The following is an 18,568-nucleotide window of genomic DNA, read 5'->3' on the forward strand; positions in this document are numbered from 1 at the left end:
CCCACCGGAAGGCCCGCCAATCGCTTCTTTACGCCCGCTTTGCGGACACTTTTCCCATCGCGAGGATTCCCCTGCGTAAGGAGAAACAGACATGAGCGTGCTTGACGGGGTGGCCCTGGTCCTGGCCACGGGGCTTTTCATCTACCTGCTGGTGGCGCTGCTGCGCGCCGACCGCGCCTAGGAGGCCGCATGAACAGCCATGACGTGATGCTGATCGCCGCCTTCTTCGCCCTGGTGCTGCTGCCCGCGCCATTGCTCGGGCGCTTCTACTACAAGGTGATGGAGGGCGAGCGGACTTTCCTCAGCCCCGTGTTCCTGCCGGTGGAGCGCCTGGTCTACCGCGTCTGCGGCATCGACCCGCAGGGTGAGCAGGACTGGAAGCGCTACACCCTGGCCATGCTGGCCTTCAACCTGGCCGGCCTGGCCCTGCTGTTCGCCATCCTGGCGGGGCAGGGCGCGCTGCCGCTCAACCCGCAGCACCTGCCGGGCCTGGAATGGACCCTGGCGCTGAACACCGCGGTGAGCTTCGTCACCAACACCAACTGGCAGGCCTACAGCGGCGAGGCTTCGCTGAGCTACCTGAGCCAGATGCTCGGCCTGACCGTGCAGAACTTCGTCAGCCCGGCCGTCGGCCTGGCCGTGTTGGTGGTGCTGGCCCGCGGCATCGCCCGCAAGTCCACCAGCAACCTCGGCAACTTCTGGGTCGACCTGACCCGCGCGACCCTCTACGGCCTGTTGCCGCTGTGCCTGATCCTGGCGCTGTTGCTGGTCTGGCAGGGCGTGCCGCAGACCTTCCTCGACTACGTCCACGCCACCACCCTGCAGGGCACCGACCAGACCATTCCGCTGGGCCCGGCGGCCAGCCAGATCGCCATCAAGCAGCTGGGCACCAACGGCGGCGGCTTCTTCGGCGTGAACTCGGCGCACCCGTTCGAGAACCCCACGGCCTGGGCCAACCTGTTCGAACTGGCGTCGATCATCCTGATCCCGGCGGCGCTGGTGTTCACCTTCGGCCACTACGTCAAGGACCTGCGCCAGAGCCGCGCCATCCTCGGCTGCATGCTGCTGCTGTTCGTGGTCGGCCTGGGCGTGGCGCTGTGGGCCGAGTACCAGCCCAACCCGGCCCTGGCGCAGTTGCCGATCACCCAGGGCGCGCCCCTGGAGGGCAAGGAGAGCCGCTTCGGCACCACCGCCAGCGTACTCTGGGCGGTGACCACCACGGCCGCGTCGAACGGCTCGGTGAACGCCATGCACGACAGCCTCAACCCGCTCAGCGGCCTGGTGGCGATGTTCAACATGATGCTCGGCGAGGTGGTCTTCGGCGGCGTCGGCGCCGGCCTCTACGGCATGCTGCTGTTCGTGCTGATCGCGGTGTTCCTCGCCGGCCTGATGATCGGCCGCACCCCGGAATACCTGGGCAAGAAGCTGGAGGCCCGCGAGGTCCGCCTGCTGGTCGCCACCCTGCTGGTGATGCCGGTCGGCGTGCTGGTGCTCGGCGCCATCGCCGCCAGCCTGCCGGGTCCGGCCGCGTCGGTGAGCAACCCCGGCGCCCACGGCTTCAGCCAACTGCTCTACGCCTACACCTCGGGCACCGCGAACAACGGTTCGGCGTTCGGCGGCTTCGGCGCCAACACCCCGTTCCACAACCTGATGATCGCCCTGGCCATGCTCATCGGCCGCTTCGGCTACATCGTCCCGGTGCTGGCCATCGCCGGCAGCCTGGCGGCGAAGAAGCGCGTGCCGGTGGGGCCGAACAGCTTCCCCACCCATGGCCTGCTGTTCGTCGGCCTGCTGGCGGCGACCATCCTCCTGGTCGGCGGCCTGAACTTCCTGCCGACCCTGGTCCTCGGCCCGGTGGCCGACCACCTGACCCTCGGCTTCTGAGGAGCCAACAGATGAATGCCAAGACCCAGGACATGTCGCTCAAGCCCGCCATGCCCGCCCCCGAGAAACGCCACAGCCTGAGCTTCGCCGCGCTATGGAAGCCGGCGCTGCTGCAGGCCTTCGTCAAGCTCGACCCGCGCCAGCTGCAGCGCTCGCCGGTGATGCTGGTGGTGGAGCTGACCGCCGTCCTCACCACCGTGCTGTGCTTCACCGGCGGCGACGCGGTGCCCCTGGCGGTGGCCGCACAGATCGCCGCCTGGCTGTGGTTCACCGTGCTCTTCGCCAACTTCGCCGAGGCCCTCGCCGAGGGCCGCGGCAAGGCCCGCGCCGACAGCCTCAAGGCCGGCAGCCAGGGCCTGATGGCGCAGCGCCTGAGTGTCGATGGCAGCTACGAGAGCGTGCCTGCCGGCAGCCTGCGCAAGGGCGACGTGGTGCGCGTGGTGGCCGGCGAGCTGATCCCCGGCGACGGCGAGGTGATCGAGGGCGTGGCGGCGGTCAACGAGGCCGCCATCACCGGCGAATCGGCACCGGTGATCCGCGAGTCCGGTGGCGATCGCTCGGCGGTCACCGGCAACACCCGGCTGGTCTCCGACTGGCTGCAGATCCGCATCAGCGTCAACCCCGGCGAGTCGACCCTCGACCGCATGATTGCCCTGGTGGAGGGCGCCAAGCGGCAGAAGACGCCCAACGAGGTGGCGCTGGACATCCTGCTGATCGGCCTGACGCTGATCTTCCTGCTGGTGGTGGTGACGCTCAAGCCCTTCGCCCTGTTCGCCGGCGGCAACCTGCCGCTGGTGTTCCTGGTGGCGCTGCTGGTGACGCTGATCCCGACCACCATCGGCGGCCTGCTCTCGGCCATCGGCATCGCCGGCATGGACCGCCTGGTGCGGCTGAACGTGATCGCCAAGTCCGGCCGTGCGGTGGAGGCCGCCGGCGATGTGCACGTGCTGATGCTCGACAAGACCGGCACCATCACCTTCGGCAACCGCCGCTGCGCCGCGCTGCACGCCGCGCCCGGGGTGAATGCCGTGGAGCTGGCCGAAGGCGCCTTCCTCGCCTCGCTGGCCGACGACACGCCCGAAGGCAAGTCCATCGTCGAGTTCCTGCGCGCCCAGGTGCTGCTGCCGGAGCCGTCGCGCGAGAAGCTGACGCCCATCGCCTTCAGCGCCGAGACGCGGCTGTCCGGCGTCGACCTGGACGGCCACATGTACCGCAAGGGCGCGGTGGATGCCGCCCTGGCCTTCATCGGCCGAGCCCGCGACGACATGCCGGAAAGCCTGGCGAAAGAGGTCGAACGCATCGCCCAGAGCGGCGGCACCCCGCTGCTGGTGGTGGCCGACGGCAGGCTGCTGGGCGCCATCCACCTCAAGGACGTGGTCAAGCCGGGCATCCGCGAGCGCTTCGCCGAACTGCGGCGCATGGGCATCCGCACCGTGATGGTGACCGGCGACAACCCGCTGACCGCCGCGGCCATCGCCGCCGAGGCCGGGGTGGACGACGTGATCGCCGAAGCCACCCCGGAGAAGAAGCTGGCGCGCATCCGCCAGGAACAGGCCGAGGGGCGCATGGTCGCCATGTGCGGCGACGGCGCCAACGATGCCCCGGCGCTGGCCCAGGCGGACGTCGGCATGGCCATGAACGACGGCACCCAGGCGGCCCGCGAGGCGGCCAACCTGGTGGACCTGGACAGCGACCCGACCAAGCTGCTCGACGTGGTCCAGGTGGGCAAGGAACTGCTGGTGACCCGCGGCGCGCTGACCACCTTCTCGGTGGCCAACGACGTGGCCAAGTACTTCGCCATCCTGCCCGCGCTGTTCGCCGGCATCTACCCGCAGCTGCAGGTGCTCAACGTCATGCGCCTGGCCAGCCCGCAGAGCGCCATCCTCTCGGCCATCGTGTTCAACGCGCTGATCATCATCGCGCTGATCCCCCTGGCCCTGCGCGGCGTGCGCGTGCAGGCCAGCGACGCCATGCACCTGCTGCGGCGCAACCTGCTGGTCTACGGGGTGGGCGGCATCATCGCGCCCTTCATTGGCATCAAGGCCATCGACCTGTTGCTGGTGGCCGTGGGCCTGGCCTGAACAGGGTTGCAGAGACGCCCTTCGTAGGATGGGTTGAGCGAAGCGATACCCATCGCCATTGCCGGCAGCCTGGGTTTCGCAGGCTCAACCCATCCTACGGGGTTACCCGGACTGTAGGAGCGAGCTTGCTCGCGAACCGCCCTGGTTCGAAGAGCTTCGCGAGCAAGCTCGCTCCTACGAAGAGCCCGCATCATCGAGGAAACCGAAAAATGCTCACCCACATCCGTCCCGCCATCGCCTCCCTGGCCCTGCTGTCGCTGGTCACCGGCGTGGCCTATCCGCTGCTGGTCACCGGCATCGCCCAGCTGGCCTTCCCCGAGCAGGCCAACGGCAGCCTGGTGCGCGACGCCAGGGGCGAAGTCCGCGGCTCGGCGCTGCTGGCGCAGAAGTTCGCGGGACCGCAGTGGTTCCACGAGCGGCCCTCGGCCGGCGACTTCGCCACCGTTTCCAGCAGCGCCTCCAACCTGGCCCCGGGCAACCCGGCGCTGGCCCAGCGCATCGCCAAGGATGCCGCCGCCGAAGCGGTAGATGGGCGCCCGGTGCCGCAGGCGCTGGTCACCACCTCCGGCAGCGGGCTGGACCCGCAGTTGCCGCCGGAGGCCGCGCTCTACCAGGTGCCGCGCATCGCCCAGGCCCGCAGCCTGCCGGAGCAGGCCGTGCACAACCTGGTCGAGGCGAACACCCGGCGGCCGCTGGTGGGCCCGGCGGTGGTCAACGTGCTGGCCCTGAACATGGCCCTCGAGCAACTGCCTCGCTAGACTTGCGCACAATTCCCAGGAGGCCGAGATGACCGATCCCAGGCGTGCCGACGCCCTGCTCGCGGAAGTGGAGCGCAACGGCCGCGGGCGCCTCAAGGTGTTTCTTGGCGCCGCACCCGGCGTGGGCAAGACCTACGCCATGCTGCTGGCGGCCCAGGGCCAGTTGCGCCAGGGCGTGAAGCTGCGCGTGGGCATCGTCGAGACCCACGGCCGCGCCGAGACCGAGGCGCTGCTGGCCGGCCTGCCGCAGCAGCCGCTGCTGCGCTCGGAGTACCGCGGCATCCACCTGGCCGAGATGGACCTCGACGGCCTGCTGCGCGAGCCGCCGCAGCTGGCACTGGTCGACGAGCTGGCCCACAGCAACGCCCCCGGCAGCCGCCACGCCAAGCGCTGGCAGGACATCCAGGAGCTGCTCGCCGCCGGCATCGACGTCTACACCACGGTCAACGTCCAGCACCTGGAGAGCCTCAACGACCAGGTGCGCGACATCACCGGCGTGCAGGTGCGCGAGACGGTGCCCGACTGGGTGTTGCAGGAGGCCGACGAACTGCTGCTGGTGGACCTGCCGCCGCGCGAGCTGCTGGAGCGCCTGCGCGAGGGCAAGGTCTACGTGCCGGAGCAGGCGCGCGCGGCCATCGACGCCTTCTTCAGCCAGACCAACCTCACCGCGCTGCGCGAGCTGGCCATGCAGACCGCCGCCGCGCGGGTGGATGCCGACCTGGCGCACCGTTACCGCCAGCAAGGCGGCGAGGCCCCGGCGCTGCGCGGCCGCCTGCTGGTGGGCGTGGACGGCGAGCGCAACGCCGAACGCCTGGTGCGCCACGCCTCGCGGGTGGCCGAGCGCCGCCACCTGCCCTGGAGCCTGGTCCACGTCGACACCGGCGACGCCCGCGACGAGCAATCCCGCCTGTACCTGCAGAACGCCCAGCAGCTGGCCGAGCGCCTGGGCGGCGAGGTGGTGCAGCTGCGCGGCGGGGAGGTGGCGCGCACCCTGGTCGAGCACGCCCGCGAGCGCCGCGCCAGCCTGATCCTGGTCGGCCGTTCGCGGCAGCGCTGGCACCGCCGGCTGTTCGGCGGCGGCCTGGCGGCGCGCCTGCTGCGCCTGGGCGAGGGCCTGGAGATCAGCGCGCTGGACAGCGAGGCCGACCTGGCCCCGGCCACCCCGCGCCGGCGCGAGCGCGGCCACTGGCGCGACTACCTGCTGGCGGCGCTGGCCGCCGCCGTGGCCAGCGCCCTGGCCTGGGGCGTGGCGCACCTGCTGGAGCTGCCGAACATCTCCCTGGTGTTCCTCGCCGCGGTGCTGCTGGTGGCGGTGCGCAGCAGTCTGTGGCCGGCGCTGCTGTGCGCGGTGCTGTCGTTCCTGGCCTACGACTTCCTGTTCATCCCGCCGTATTTCTCCTTCTCCATCCAGCGCGAACAGGACGTGCTGACCCTGCTGTTCTTCCTGCTCATGGCCGCGCTCACCGGCAACCTGGCCGCGCGCCAGCGCCGCCAGCTGCAGGTGCTGCGCGACACCCAGGAAGAAACCGGCGCGCTGCTGGAACTGTCGCGCAAGCTCACCGCCGCCACCGACCGCCAGGCGGTGCTGGCCGCCGCCGGCCAGCAGTTCGCCCTGTGGAGCGACCTGGACATCTGCGTGCTGGCCCGCCAGCACGATGACTGGAAGGTGGAAAGCGGCCACGCCCGCGGCTTCGACGAGCAGGAGCGCGCCGCCGCCGACTGGGCCTGGCAGCACGACCAGCCGGCCGGCCTGGGCACCGGCACCCTGCCGTCGGGGCGCTGGTGGTGGTGGCCGCTGTCGGCGGAGGAGGGGCCGCTGGCGCTGCTCGGCGTGCGCCCCAGGGACGGCGAGCCGCTGCCCGGCCAGCGCCGCCGCCTGCTCGCCGCCCTCGGCCAGCCGCTGGCCCAGGCCCTGGCCCGCGCGCGCCTGGCCGACGACCTGGAGGCGGCGCGCCTGCACGGTGAGACCGAACAATTGCGCAGCGCGCTGCTGGCCTCGGTCAGCCACGACCTGCGCACCCCGCTGACCACCATGCGCGGCGCCATCGACAGCCTGCTGGCCCTGGGCGACGCCATTCCCCCGGCCGACCGCAAGGAACTGCTGGAAAGCACCCGCGACGAGGCCGAGCGCCTGGACCGCTACATCCAGAACCTGCTGGACATGACCCGCCTGGGCCACGGCGGGCTGAAGCTGGCGCGCGACTGGGTGGCCCCGGAGGACATCGTCGGCAGCGCCGTGCACCGCCTGCGCGCGCTGCTCGCGCCCTACCGCGTGGAAACCCGCGTGCCAGCCGAGCTGCCGCTGCTGTACGTGCACGCGGCGCTGATCGAGCAGGCGCTGGTCAACGTGCTGGAGAACGCCGCGCGCTTCTCGCCCAGCGGCGGGCGCCTGCGGGTGGCGGCGGCGCAGGTGGGCGACGAACTGCAGTTCAGCGTCAGCGACGAGGGTCCGGGGATTCCCGAGGGCGAGCGGGAGAAGATCTTCGACATGTTCTACAGCGCCGCCCGCGGCGACCGCGGCGGGCCGAGCACCGGCCTGGGCCTGGCGATCTGCCAGGGCATGGTCGGTGCCCACGGCGGGCGCATCAGCGTCGGCGACGGCCTGGACGGCCGCGGCACCACCCTGACGCTGCACCTGCCGCTGCAGCGCCAACCGGACCTGGAGCAGCTTGATGCCGGTAGTTGAAAGGCCCAAGCTAGGCGCCACCGCCCCCAGCCAGCCGAGCCCGATGAGCAACGCCAACGCCGCCTGCATCCTGGTCATCGACGACGAGCCGCAGATCCGCAAGTTCCTGCGCATCAGCCTCAACGCCGGCGGCTACCGGGTGGTGGAGGCCGGCAGCGGCGAGGAGGGCCTGGCCCAGGCGGCGCTGAACCGCCCGGACCTGGTGGTGCTGGACCTCGGCCTGCCGGACAAGGACGGCCAGCAGGTGCTGCGCGAGTTGCGCGAGTGGTCGCAGGTGCCGGTGCTGGTGCTCTCGGTGCGCGCCGCCGAGAGCGAGAAGGTGCTGGCCCTGGACGGCGGCGCCAACGACTACGTGACCAAGCCCTTCGGCATCCAGGAGTTCCTCGCGCGCATCCGCGCGCTGCTGCGCCAGGGCCACCAGGGCGAGAGCCAGGCGGCCAGCGTCACGGTCGGGCCGCTGCACCTGGACTTCGCCTACCGCCGGGTAGCGCTCGATGGCGCTGAAGTGGCACTGACGCGCAAGGAATACGCGGTGCTGGCCACCCTGGCCCGCCACCTCGGCCGGGTGGTCACCCAGCAGCAGCTGCTCAAGGACATCTGGGGCCCGACCCACGTCGAGGACACCCACTACCTGCGGGTGGTGGTCGGCCACCTGCGGCAGAAGCTGGCGGACGACCCGGCCAACCCGCGCTTCATCGTCACCGAGGCCGGCGTGGGCTATCGCCTGCGCGATGCGTAGGGCGTACAACCGTTCATCACGCCAAGGTCGGATCTGCAGCCGCCTGGGGCCAGGGCCAACCGGCGGATAACGCCTGTGGCGTTATTCGCCCTACGCCAAGCCCACCCGTAGCGTAGGGCGAATAACCGTTCGCGGTTATCCGCCGATACACCTCCGTTGCCGCCAGCGCCTTGGCCGAGCCCGGGAGCATATCCAACCAGCGCCAGGCCCAACAGCGAGCGGGCCGGTAGCCAAGGCCAATCGGCGGATAACGCCTGTGGCGTTATTCGCCCTACACCAAGCCCACCCGTAACGTAGGGCGAATAACCGTTCGCGGTTATCCGCCGATACACCTCCGTTGCCGCCGGCGCCTTGGCCGAGCCCGGGAACATATCCAACCCGCGCCAAGCCCAACGGCGAGCGGGCCGGTAGCCAAGGCCAATCGGCGGATAACGCCGTAGGCGTTATGCGCCCTACGGATTCTCCGCCTCGTACCTGTCCAGCGTATCGCTGGCGATCTGCCTGCCCAGCGCCACCAGTTCCGGCGCCTTGTAGAACTCGAAGAAGCGGCACACGCGCTTGGGCACGTTGATCAGCACGTCCGGCGGGTAGCCGGCGATCTTGTACTGCGCCAGGGAGGTCTGCATCACCTCGAAGCTCTGGTTGACCAGCTCCAGCAGCGAGGCCGGGCTGCTGCTCTCGATCACCCGGCTGCCGCTGGCGGACTTCGGCGAGCCCTTGGCCTGGGGCGCAGCAGCCGGTTGCTGCATCTCCGGTTCGGCCGGCTCCTCGCTGTCCGGCACCGGCTCCAGCAGGGCCTCGGCGCGCAGCTCCGGCGGCACCAGCTCCGGGCTGTGGCGGCGGAACAGGCTGAGCTTGTCGCTGAGGCTGCCGATCAGGCTGTCGAAGCGGCCCTTGATCGCCGCCGGCCGTTCGATCACCGGCAACTGGTACTGGCGCTGGTTGGTGGCATTGAGGTTGACCGCGATGATCAGGTCGGTGTGGCTGGACACCACCGGGACGATCGGCAGCGGGTTGAGCAGGCCGCCGTCGACCAGCATGCGCGGGCCCTGCATCACCGGGGTGAACAGGCTGGGAATGGCCGCCGAGGCGCGCATGGCCTGGTGCAGGTCGCCTTCCTGGAACCAGATCTCCTGCTGGTTGGTGAGGTCGGTGGCCACCGCCGTGTAGGGGATCGGCAGGTCCTCGATGTTGATGTCGCCGATGATCTCGTGGATCTTGCCGAACACCCGTTCGCCGCGGATGGCGCCGAGGCGGAAGCTGACGTCCAGCAGGCGCAGCACGTCCAGGTAGTCCAGGCTCTCCACCCAGTCGCGGTACTCCCCCAGCTTGCCGGCGGCGTAGATGCCGCCGATGACCGAGCCCATGGAGCAGCCGGCGATGCAGACGATCTCGTAGCCGCGCCGCTCCAGTTCCTCGATCACGCCGATATGCGCATACCCCCGCGCTCCGCCGGAGCCGAGCACCAGCGCCACTTGTTTCGACATGGACGGTCATTCCTCAGGCAAGGCATTGCAAGGCGCGGCGCGCAGCCTATGGCCGGCGCCGGATAGTACTGACGATACGCCCGGGTAGGGCGGGGCGCCAAGGGTGTTTGCTAGAATCGGCCGATCGATTTCCCGCCCCCGGAGCCAACATGAGCGAACCCATCCGCCTGACCCAGTACAGCCACGGTGCCGGCTGCGGCTGCAAGATTTCCCCCAAGGTGCTGGAAGTGATCCTGGCCGGCAGCGGGGCGCAGAACCTGGACCCGAACCTGTGGGTCGGCAACGCCTCGCGCGACGACGCCGCGGTCTATGCTATCGACGGCGAGCGCGGCGTGGTGTCCACCACCGACTTCTTCATGCCGATCGTCGACGACCCCTTCGACTTCGGCCGCATCGCCGCCACCAATGCCATCAGCGACATCTACGCCATGGGCGGCGACCCGCTGATGGCCATCGCCATCCTCGGCTGGCCGGTCAACGTGCTGGCGCCGGAAATCGCCCGCGAGGTCATCGCCGGCGGCCGCAAGGTCTGCGACGAGGCGGGTATCCCGCTGGCCGGCGGGCATTCCATCGACGCCCCCGAGCCGATCTTCGGCCTGGCCGTCACCGGCCTGGTGGAAAAGCGCTTCATGAAGCGCAACGACACTGCCAGCGCCGGCTGCCGCCTGTACCTGACCAAACCGCTGGGCATCGGCATCCTCACCACCGCCGAGAAGAAGTCCAAATTGCGCGCCGAGGACGTGGGCCTGGCCCGCGACTGGATGTGCACCCTGAACAAGCCCGGCAGCCGCTTCGGCAAGCTCGCCGGGGTGACCGCCATGACCGACGTCACCGGCTTCGGCCTGCTCGGCCACCTGGTGGAGATGGCCGACGGCGCCGGCCTGACCGCGCGCGTGCGCTTCGACGCGGTGCCGCGCCTGGAGCACGTCCAGTACTACCTGGAGCAGGGCTGCGTGCCCGGCGGCACCCTGCGCAACTTCGACAGCTACGGCGAGCGCATCGCGCCGCTGCCGGAGCTGCACAAGCTGCTGCTGTGCGACCCGCAGACCAGCGGCGGCCTGCTGGTGGCGGTGACCCCGGAAGGCGAGGGGGAATTCCTCGCCGCCGCCGCCGAACTGGGCCTGCAGCTGGCGCCGATCGGCGAGCTGGTCGAGCGACAGCGTCACGCGGTAGAGGTGGCTTGATGCGCGACAACACCCGGCACTACCGCGAACTCTTCCTCGACGACGTCCCGCTGATGGACGTGCGCGCCCCGGTGGAATACACCAAGGGCGCCTTCCCGCACACCCAGAACCTGCCGCTGATGAACGACATCGAGCGGCAGAAGGTGGGTACCTGCTACAAGCAGCATGGCCAGCAGGCGGCCATCGCCCTGGGCCACGAACTGGTCTGCGGCCCGCTCAAGGCCGAGCGCATCGAAGCCTGGCTGGACTTCGCCCGGCGCCACCCCGACGGCTACCTGTACTGCTTCCGCGGCGGCCTGCGCTCGCAGATCGTCCAGCAGTGGATGAAGGACGCCGGCATCGAGTACCCGCGCGTGGTCGGCGGCTACAAGGCGCTGCGCGGCTTCCTCTTCGACACCACCCGCGCCGCCACCGAGGAGTGTTCCTTCGTGCTGATCGGCGGCCTCACCGGCACCGGCAAGACCGAGGTGGTGGCGCAGCTGGACAACGCCCTGGACCTGGAAGGCCACGCCAACCACCGTGGCTCCAGCTTCGGCCGCCGGGCCACGCCGCAGCCGGCGCAGATCGACTTCGAGAACCGCCTGGCCATCGACATCCTGAAGAAGCGCCACGCCGGCATGAACCAGTTCGTGCTGGAGGACGAGGGGCGCATCGTCGGCAGCTGCTCGCTGCCCCTGGAGCTGTACCAGGGCATGCAGGGCTACCCGCTGGTGTGGCTGGAGGACAGCTTCGAGGGCCGGGTGGAACGCATCCTCAAGGACTACGTGATCGACCTGTGCGCCGAGTTCGTGGCGGTGAAGGGCGCGCCGGAAGAAGGTTTCGAGGCCTTCGCCGCCTACCTGCGCAAGAGCCTGTCGGGCATCGTCAAGCGCCTGGGCGGCGAGCGCTACCAGCGCCTGGCGGCGATCATGGACGCGGCCCTGGACGAGCAGCACCGCAGCGGCGCGGTGGACCTGCACCGGGGCTGGATCGAGGGGCTGCTGGGCGAATACTACGACCCGATGTACGCCTACCAGCTGGAAAGCAAGGCCTCACGAATCGAGTTCCGCGGCAACCATGACGAGGTGGTGGAGTATCTGCGCGCACGGGCGTAGGGCGAATAACCGTTCGCGGTTATCCGCCGATACACCGGGGCCACAGCCAATGCCCAGGTCAACCTCGGAGCCGCTGTGAACCAAGGTCAGGCGGCGGATAACGCCGTAGGCGTTATGCGCCCTACGCCAAACCCACCTGTAACCTTGGGCGGCGGCGGTCTAAGCTGGAAGTCGCCCGAACCACCAAGGAGGTCGTCATGAAGGCACTTCTCGCAGTACTCGCCGCCAGCCTGGTGCTGGCCGGCTGCTCCGGCAAGACGGTCAACCGCGACAGCTGCGCCAGCGAACTGAACGCCGCCTGGCACGAGCTGGACCTGGCCAAGGCCGAAGGCTTCGCCGGCACCGTCAGCTACTCCAAGGCGCTGGCGCTGATCAGCGCGGCCAAGACCGAGCAGCAGGTCGAGTCCTACGGCGGCTGCCTGGACAAGGCCAGCAAGGCGCGCTTCTACATCAAGGAATCGCGTGCGGGCCGCTGACCGGGCGCGGGCAAGGCGGGCATAATCACCGGGCGGACGGGCGCTCCGGCCCGTCCGGCAGTCAGGAACCCCACTCATGCAGCTCGACTTCAGCACCCTCGCGCCCGCCGACGCCTACCGCTGGCTGGCCTCCACCGTCACCCCGCGGCCCATCGCCTGGGTTTCCACCCTGTCCGCGGAGGGCCACGGCAACCTGGCGCCCTTCAGCTTCTTCCAGGTCATCAGCGACGAGCCGCCGACGCTGATGGTCAACACCAGCATCCGCGACGACGGCAGCGTCAAGGACACCCTGCGCAACGTCCGCGAGACCGGCCAGCTGGTGATCCACCTGGTCAGCGCCGCCCATGCCGAGGCCATGAACGCCACCGCGGCCACGCTTCCCCACGGCGTCAGCGAGATCGAGCAGGCCGGCATCGCCACCCTGCCCAGCGTGCGCGTGGCGCCGCCGCGGGTGGCCGGCGCGGTGGTGGCCTTCGAGTGCGAGCTGGCGCAGATCCAGCCCTACCCGGCGGACAAGCCCAGTTGCTACCTGATTTTCGCCCGCGTGCTGCTGGCGCACATCGACGACGCCGTGCTGCGCGACGAGCGCCACGTCGACCCGGCCAGGCTCGACCTGGTCGGCCGCCTGGGCGGCACCCAATACGCCTTCACCCGCGACACCTTCAGCATGATCCGCCCCAAATAGGCGCACGGGCTGTCGCGCGCCGGGACCTTGGCGCGCGACTGTCCTGGATGCGACCTGTGCATGCCCGTGCGCAACATCGGATTGCCATCATCGACGGACCCCCTTGTTCCGCCGGTCGGCCGGCTCCTAATGTTCCGTCCGAAAGCAACGACAAAGAACGGGAGAGCTTCGGTCGAAGACTCTCCCGCAGGGCATTCAGAAGGGGAGCTGGCATGGTCGCGTTCGTGCAACGGCGGTTGGCCAATCTGGGGACGGCGAAGAAACTGGCGCTGGGCTTCGGCCTGGTACTGCTGCTGACAGCTTTGGTAGCCGGGATCGGCGTCGGGGCGCTGCGCTCCATCGAGCAGCGCTTCGGCCTGCTGGACGCCATGAGCGCGGTCAACCGCGAAGTGCTGGAGATGCGCCAGAGCGAGAAGGACTTCGTCCGTGACGCCAACCCCAAGGCCGCCGAGCAGTTGCGCCAGCGCGCCAAGGTCCTCGCCGGGCACGTCGAGCAGCTCAAGGCGCACCCCGGCCAGGCCGAGGCCATGGAGCGCGTCGCCCAGGCCATGGCCGGCTACCTGGCGTCCTTCGACCGCTTCGAACAGGCCAGCAAGAGCCGCCACCTGGCCCTGGAGGCCGCCAACTGGTCGGTGTCCAGCGCCTCCAACAGCCTGGACATCCTGCAGTCCAGCCTGGCCGACGACGGCGCCTACGAACTCAAGCAGAGCCAGGGCCAGAACGGCGAGGAACTGCTCAAGCAGGCGGCCCAGGTCGGCCAGCTCTACCGCCTGGTGCTGCAGGGCCTGAACGAAGCCCGCGCGCGCCTGGACCAGAAGGACGGCGAGGCCGGCGGCGACGCGCGCATCAAGTCCGCCGACGAGGCCCTGGAGCTGTCGAAGCAACTGCAGGCGGCGATCACCGACCCGGCCTACGTCTCGGTGATCAAGGACGTGGCCACCAACATCGACGGCTTCGGCAACAACCTCGGCGACTACTCCGCCGGCCTGGCCAAGGAACAGCAGGCGCACCGCGAGATGTCGCAGCGCGCCGAAGAGATGATGCAGCAGGTGGACGCCTCCTACGCCACGCAGCAGGCGGCCATGGTCAGCGTGCTGCACAGCAGCGTGGGCGCCATGCTCGGCTCGGCGGCGCTGGCGCTGCTGGTCGGCACCCTGGCCGCGCTGCTGATCAGCCTGCTGATCGTGCGCCCGCTGCGCCAGGTGATCGGCATGGCCAGCCGCATCGCCGAGGGCGACCTGAGCCAGACCATCCGCGTCGAGCGCAAGGACGAGGTGGGCCAGCTGATGGCCGCGGTGGACGCCATGGCCCAGAGCCTGCGCGGCATCGTCGGCCGCCTGCACGACGGCGTCGGCCGCATCACCTCCTCGGCGCAGGCGTTGTCCGGCGTCACCGAGCGCACCCAGAGCGGCGTCAACAGCCAGAAGGCCGAGACCGACCAGGTGGCCACGGCGATGAACCAGATGGCCGCCACCGTCCACGAGGTGGCGCGCAACGCCGAGGCCGCGGCGCACTCCGCCGAGCAGGCGGACGGCACCGTGGCCAGCGGCCAGCAGGTGGTGCGGCGCACCCTCGGGCGCATCTCCGAGCTGGCCGAGGCGGTGCGCGAGGCCTCCGCCAGCATCCACGACCTGGGCCGCGAGAGCCAGAACATCGGCAGCGTGCTCGACGTGATCAAGGCGGTGGCCGAGCAGACCAACCTGCTGGCGCTCAATGCCGCCATCGAGGCGGCCCGGGCCGGCGAGCAGGGCCGCGGCTTCGCCGTGGTGGCCGACGAGGTGCGCGCCCTGGCGCGGCGCACCCAGCAGTCCACGGCGGAGATCGAGAAGCTCATCGGCGCGCTGCAGAGCGGCGCCCAGGCCTCGGTGCAGCACATGCAGCACAGCCACCAGCTGGTGGAGAAGAGCGTCGGCGACGCCGAGCAGACCGAGACCGCGCTGGGCGAGATCGCCGTGGCGGTGGCGGTGATCCACCAGATGAACCAGCAGATCGCCGCGGCCTCCGAGCAGCAGAGCGCGGTGGCCGAGGAGATCAACCGCAGCGTCACCAGCATCCGCGGCATCGCCGACGAGTCGGCCCAGGCCATGGAGTCCACGGCGTCCTCCAGCGTCGAGCTGGCGCAGCTCAGCCGCGACCTGCAGGGGGTGGTGGGGCAGTTCCGGTTGTAGGCAGCGCCGAGCCCCTGTAGGAGCGGACTCTGTCCGCGATTCGCGCGCAGGGCGCGCTCCTACAGGGGAATGGTGTGGGTGGAGCGGCGTAGGAGCGGATCTCATCCGCGAATCGCGCCGATACGTCCGGCTATCGCGGACAAGGTCCGCTCCTACGGTTCCAGGACGCACGGACGTAGGAGCGGACTCCGTCCGCGATTGGATTCACCGGCCACGCCGGACACCCTGGAGGCACGGACGGCGGCGGATAACCGCGAACGGTTATTCGCCCTACGTCGCCGGGGACTGCGTGCTTTCCTGCTGGCGCTTGTACCAGCGCCGGTAGGCGTTCACCCCGGCGCGCACCGAGCTGAACACCAGCGGCGGCTTCAGCTCGCCCAGCTGGCCGGAGCGCTCCATCATCGCCAGGGTTTCCCGCGGCACCCGCGCCAGGGACAGGTGCACGTCCTGCGCCGCCAGGGTCTGCTGCACCTCGCGCAGCACCGTCAGGCCGCTGACGTCCAGGTTCAGTACGCCCTCGGCATTGAGCAGCACGGCGCGCGGCGCCTTGGTCTGCGCCACCACCTGCAGCAGGCGCTGCTTGAAGTAGTCGGCGTTGAAGAACAGCAGCGGCGCGTCGAAGCGGTAGATCACCAGGCCCGGCAGGGTGTGCGCCTGCGGGTAGTGGCTCAGTTCCACCTGGCCGTCGATGCCGTGGACCCAGCCGAGCACCGCGTCGCTCGGCCGGTAGGTCAGGTACAGCAGGCGCAGCAGGGCGATGACGATGGCCACGAAGATGCCCGGCAGCACGCCGACGCTGAGCACCCCGACGGTGGTCAGCAGGCACAGGCCGAACTCGAAGCGCGACAGGCGCCAGAAGCCCTTGAGCGCGCTGAAGTCGATCAGCCCCCAGCCGGCCATCAGCAGCACCGCGCCCAGGGCGGGCATGGGGATCCAGCCCAGCGGGGCGCTGAACAGCACCAGGGCCAGGCCGATGACCAGCGCCGCGACCACGCCGACCAGCTGCGTCTGGCCGCCGACCATGTCGTTGACCGCGGTGCGCGAGTCGGCGCCGCTGATGACGAAGCCCTGGGACACCCCGGCGCCGATGTTGGCCACGCCCAGGGCGATCATCTCGCGGCTGGCGTCGATGCTGTAGCCGTGGCGCGCGGCGAAGCTGCGGGCGGTGAGCATGGCGCTGCAGAAGCTGACGATGGTGATGCCCAGGGCGTCGCGGAACAGGTTGCCCATCTCCTGCACGCTGGTGCGCGGCCAGCTCAGCTCCGGCAGGCCCTGGGGCACCGCGCCGAGCAGGGCGACGCCGTAGCGGTCCAGGCCCAGCGCCACGCTGGCCAGGGTGGCGAAGAACACGCCCACCAGGGCGCCGGGGATCTTCGGGTAGCGCCGTGGCAGCAGGATCATCAGCAGCAGGGTGGCCACGCCCAGGGCCAGCGTCGGCAGGTGCGTACTGCCGAGGTTGCGCAGCAGCGCCAGCAGGCCGGCGAGGAAGCCGCTGGTCTCGGTGTGGTAGCCCAGCAGCTTGCCCAGCTGGCCGGCGATCAGGCTCAGGCCGATGCCGTTGAGGTAGCCCACCAGGGTCGGCCGTGACAGGAAGCTGGCGACGAAGCCCGCGCGCACCAGGCCGCCGACGATGGACAGCAGCCCGACCATCACCGCGACGATCATCGACAGCTGCAGCAGGCGCTGCGGATCGCCCGCCGCCAGTGGCGTGATGGCCGCCGCGACCATGGCCGCGGTGGCGGCGTCGGGGCCCACCATCAACTGCCTGGAGCTGCCCACCAGGGCGTAGATCAGCATCGGCAGGATGCAGGCGTAGAGCCCGACCTGGGCCGGGAAGCCGATGATCTGGGCATAGGCGATGGCGGTGGGAATCTGGATGGCCGCCACCGACAGGCCGGCGAGCATGTCCGGGCGCAGCCAGACGGCGCGGTAGTGCAGCAGGTTGTCCAGGCCGGGCAGCCAGCGGGTGAGGGGCATGGGCGTCTTCCGTGAAACGTCGGGGCTGAAGCTTAGCCGCAGTGTAGGGCCGCGGCTTGCCCGGCGTCAGTGCCCGGCGTAGGAAGACGAAGGATTTCGAGAGGTGGGCGGTTCTTGTAGGAGCGGATTCCATCCGCGATTGCGGTGCTCGGGATCAGCCCATCGCGGACGGAGTCCGCTCCTGCGAAAAGCGCCTCGACGCGGTACCGTAGGGCGTATAAAGCGGAACGCTTTATCCGCCGATGGCCCCGGCGCGGGCGGCCCCGGCGGATAACGCCCGGGGCGTTATGCGCCCTACGAAAAGCCTTCAGAGCTTGAGGATGAGCTTGCCGAAGTTCTCGCCCTTGAACAGCTTGAGCAGCGTCTGCGGGAAGGTCTGCAGGCCCTCGACTATGTCTTCCTTCGACTTCAGCTTGCCCTCGGCCAGCCAGCCGGCCATCTCGCGCATGGCCTCGGGGTAGCGGCTGACGTAGTCCATCACCACCATGCCCTCCATGCGGGCGCGGTTGACCAGCAGCGACAGGTAGTTGGCCGGGCCCTTCACCGCCTGCTTGTTGTTGTACTGGCTGATGGCGCCGCAGATCACCACCCGCGCCCTGGGCGCCAGGCGCGCCAGGCAGGCGTCGAGGATGTCGCCGCCGACGTTGTCGAAGAACACGTCGATGCCGTTGGGGCAGCTGCGCTTGAGGCCCATGGCGATGTCCTCGTTCTTGTAGTCGACGGCGCCGTCGAAGCCCAGTTCCTGCACCAGGTAGCGGCACTTGTCCTCGCCGCCGGCGATGCCGATCACGGTGCAGCCCTTGATCCTGGCGATCTGCCCGACCACGCTGCCCACCGCGCCGGCCGCGGCCGAGACCACCACGGTGTCGCCGGCCTTGGGCAGGCCGACGTCGAGCAGGCCGAAGTAGGCGGTCATGCCGGTCATGCCCAGGGCCGAGAGGTACAGCGGCAGCGGCGCGCGGTTGGCGTCGACCTTGTAGAAGCCCCTGGGCTCGCCGAGGAAGTAGTCCTGCACGCCGAGGGCGCCGTTGACGTGGTCGCCGACGACGAAGGCCGGGTTGTTCGAGGCCACCACCTGGCCCACGCCCAGGGCGCGCATCACCTCGCCGACGCCCACCGGGGGGATGTAGGACTTGGCGTCGTTGAGCCAGCCGCGCATGGCCGGGTCCAGCGACAGGTACAGGTTGCGCACCAGCACCTGGCCGGGGCCGGGCTCGCCGAGCGGGGTTTCCTGGTAGCGGAAGGTGTCCTGGTCGATGGCGCCCTGGGGGCGCTGGGCGAGCACGAACTGGCGGTTGAGCGGGGCGGTCATGGCGATGCTCTCACGGAGGGGGAAGCCCTAGGGATAG

Annotated in this window: 14 protein-coding genes and 1 pseudogene; 12 read left to right on the forward strand and 3 right to left on the reverse strand. The window is 70.0% G+C overall.

Going from position 1 to position 18,568, the window contains the following annotated elements; genetic code table 11:
• Window positions 1-91 precede the first annotated feature (91 nt).
• The 6 genes from kdpF (at window position 92) to VV867_RS14010 (ending at window position 8,148) form a co-directional block, all read left to right on the forward strand.
• Window positions 92-181 (forward strand): K(+)-transporting ATPase subunit F, encoded by a 90-nt coding sequence (kdpF, locus tag VV867_RS13985; protein WP_089394464.1) that lies wholly within the window; start codon window positions 92-94, stop codon window positions 179-181.
• Between the two features lie 8 nt (window positions 182-189).
• A complete protein-coding gene (kdpA, locus tag VV867_RS13990; RefSeq protein ID WP_328566710.1) occupies window positions 190-1,884 on the forward strand; it encodes a potassium-transporting ATPase subunit KdpA in 1,695 nt (564 codons plus the stop codon).
• A gap of 11 nt (window positions 1,885-1,895) precedes the next feature.
• Window positions 1,896-3,965, forward strand: coding sequence for a potassium-transporting ATPase subunit KdpB (gene kdpB, locus VV867_RS13995; protein WP_442965026.1), 2,070 nt, complete (start codon window positions 1,896-1,898; stop codon window positions 3,963-3,965).
• 209 nt (window positions 3,966-4,174) lie between these two features.
• Window positions 4,175-4,723, forward strand: coding sequence for a potassium-transporting ATPase subunit KdpC (gene kdpC, locus VV867_RS14000; RefSeq protein WP_328566711.1), 549 nt, complete (start codon window positions 4,175-4,177; stop codon window positions 4,721-4,723).
• 28 nt (window positions 4,724-4,751) lie between these two features.
• On the forward strand, window positions 4,752-7,409 hold the full coding sequence (locus VV867_RS14005) for a sensor histidine kinase (RefSeq protein WP_109936675.1): 2,658 nt from the start codon (window positions 4,752-4,754) through the stop codon (window positions 7,407-7,409).
• Window positions 7,410-7,452: 43 nt separating this feature from the next.
• Window positions 7,453-8,148, forward strand: coding sequence for a response regulator (locus VV867_RS14010; RefSeq protein ID WP_109936674.1), 696 nt, complete (start codon window positions 7,453-7,455; stop codon window positions 8,146-8,148).
• 452 nt (window positions 8,149-8,600) lie between these two features.
• On the opposite strand, the gene VV867_RS14015 is transcribed toward VV867_RS14010, so the two are convergent.
• Window positions 8,601-9,635 (reverse strand): patatin-like phospholipase family protein, encoded by a 1,035-nt coding sequence (locus VV867_RS14015; RefSeq protein ID WP_109936673.1) that lies wholly within the window; start codon window positions 9,633-9,635, stop codon window positions 8,601-8,603.
• Window positions 9,636-9,784: 149 nt separating this feature from the next.
• Between VV867_RS14015 and selD the strand changes: the two genes are divergently transcribed.
• The 6 genes and pseudogenes from selD (at window position 9,785) to VV867_RS31180 (ending at window position 15,242) form a co-directional block, all read left to right on the forward strand.
• Entirely contained in the window at window positions 9,785-10,819 is a 1,035-nt protein-coding gene (gene selD, locus VV867_RS14020; RefSeq protein ID WP_109936672.1) for a selenide, water dikinase SelD, read from the forward strand.
• Complete coding sequence (gene mnmH, locus VV867_RS14025; RefSeq protein ID WP_328566712.1) at window positions 10,819-11,913, forward strand: tRNA 2-selenouridine(34) synthase MnmH; 1,095 nt, start codon at window positions 10,819-10,821, stop codon at window positions 11,911-11,913. Before selD ends, mnmH begins: the two co-directional genes overlap by 1 nt.
• 197 nt (window positions 11,914-12,110) lie before the next feature.
• A complete protein-coding gene (locus VV867_RS14030; protein ID WP_109936670.1) occupies window positions 12,111-12,389 on the forward strand; it encodes a hypothetical protein in 279 nt (92 codons plus the stop codon).
• Window positions 12,390-12,465: 76 nt separating this feature from the next.
• On the forward strand, window positions 12,466-13,074 hold the full coding sequence (locus VV867_RS14035) for a flavin reductase family protein (RefSeq protein ID WP_089394474.1): 609 nt from the start codon (window positions 12,466-12,468) through the stop codon (window positions 13,072-13,074).
• A gap of 1,115 nt (window positions 13,075-14,189) precedes the next feature.
• Window positions 14,190-14,384, forward strand: a pseudogene (locus tag VV867_RS31175) (HAMP domain-containing protein); the annotation flags it as partial.
• A gap of 144 nt (window positions 14,385-14,528) precedes the next feature.
• Window positions 14,529-15,242 carry a methyl-accepting chemotaxis protein gene (locus tag VV867_RS31180; RefSeq protein WP_442965028.1) on the forward strand — a complete coding sequence of 238 codons (714 nt, stop codon included), beginning with the start codon at window positions 14,529-14,531 and terminating at the stop codon, window positions 15,240-15,242.
• A gap of 270 nt (window positions 15,243-15,512) precedes the next feature.
• On the opposite strand, the gene VV867_RS14045 is transcribed toward VV867_RS31180, so the two are convergent.
• The gene (locus tag VV867_RS14045; protein ID WP_109936668.1) at window positions 15,513-17,219 is read right to left on the reverse strand and encodes a SulP family inorganic anion transporter; all 1,707 of its coding nucleotides are present in this window, start codon (window positions 17,217-17,219) and stop codon (window positions 15,513-15,515) included.
• A 307-nt stretch (window positions 17,220-17,526) separates the two neighbouring features.
• Entirely contained in the window at window positions 17,527-18,531 is a 1,005-nt protein-coding gene (locus VV867_RS14050; protein WP_328566714.1) for an NADP-dependent oxidoreductase, read from the reverse strand.
• Between the last annotated feature and the right edge of the window lie 37 nt (window positions 18,532-18,568).

The sequence above is a fragment of the Pseudomonas sp. JH-2 genome, assembly GCF_036231725.1.
GTDB lineage: Bacteria > Pseudomonadota > Gammaproteobacteria > Pseudomonadales > Pseudomonadaceae > Pseudomonas > Pseudomonas delhiensis.

Coding starts and splice junctions, on each gene's coding strand:
- kdpF (WP_089394464.1), top strand. CDS start 92: ATGAGCGTGCTTGACGGGGTGGCCCTGGTCCTGGCCACGGGGCTTTTC.
- kdpB (WP_442965026.1), top strand. CDS start 1,896: ATGAATGCCAAGACCCAGGACATGTCGCTCAAGCCCGCCATGCCCGCC.
- VV867_RS14045 (WP_109936668.1), bottom strand. CDS start 17,219: ATGCCCCTCACCCGCTGGCTGCCCGGCCTGGACAACCTGCTGCACTAC.
- VV867_RS14030 (WP_109936670.1), top strand. CDS start 12,111: ATGAAGGCACTTCTCGCAGTACTCGCCGCCAGCCTGGTGCTGGCCGGC.
- VV867_RS14050 (WP_328566714.1), bottom strand. CDS start 18,531: ATGACCGCCCCGCTCAACCGCCAGTTCGTGCTCGCCCAGCGCCCCCAG.
- kdpC (WP_328566711.1), top strand. CDS start 4,175: ATGCTCACCCACATCCGTCCCGCCATCGCCTCCCTGGCCCTGCTGTCG.
- VV867_RS31180 (WP_442965028.1), top strand. CDS start 14,529: ATGAACCAGATGGCCGCCACCGTCCACGAGGTGGCGCGCAACGCCGAG.
- VV867_RS14005 (WP_109936675.1), top strand. CDS start 4,752: ATGACCGATCCCAGGCGTGCCGACGCCCTGCTCGCGGAAGTGGAGCGC.
- VV867_RS14035 (WP_089394474.1), top strand. CDS start 12,466: ATGCAGCTCGACTTCAGCACCCTCGCGCCCGCCGACGCCTACCGCTGG.
- VV867_RS14010 (WP_109936674.1), top strand. CDS start 7,453: ATGAGCAACGCCAACGCCGCCTGCATCCTGGTCATCGACGACGAGCCG.
- VV867_RS14015 (WP_109936673.1), bottom strand. CDS start 9,635: ATGTCGAAACAAGTGGCGCTGGTGCTCGGCTCCGGCGGAGCGCGGGGG.
- kdpA (WP_328566710.1), top strand. CDS start 190: ATGAACAGCCATGACGTGATGCTGATCGCCGCCTTCTTCGCCCTGGTG.
- selD (WP_109936672.1), top strand. CDS start 9,785: ATGAGCGAACCCATCCGCCTGACCCAGTACAGCCACGGTGCCGGCTGC.
- mnmH (WP_328566712.1), top strand. CDS start 10,819: ATGCGCGACAACACCCGGCACTACCGCGAACTCTTCCTCGACGACGTC.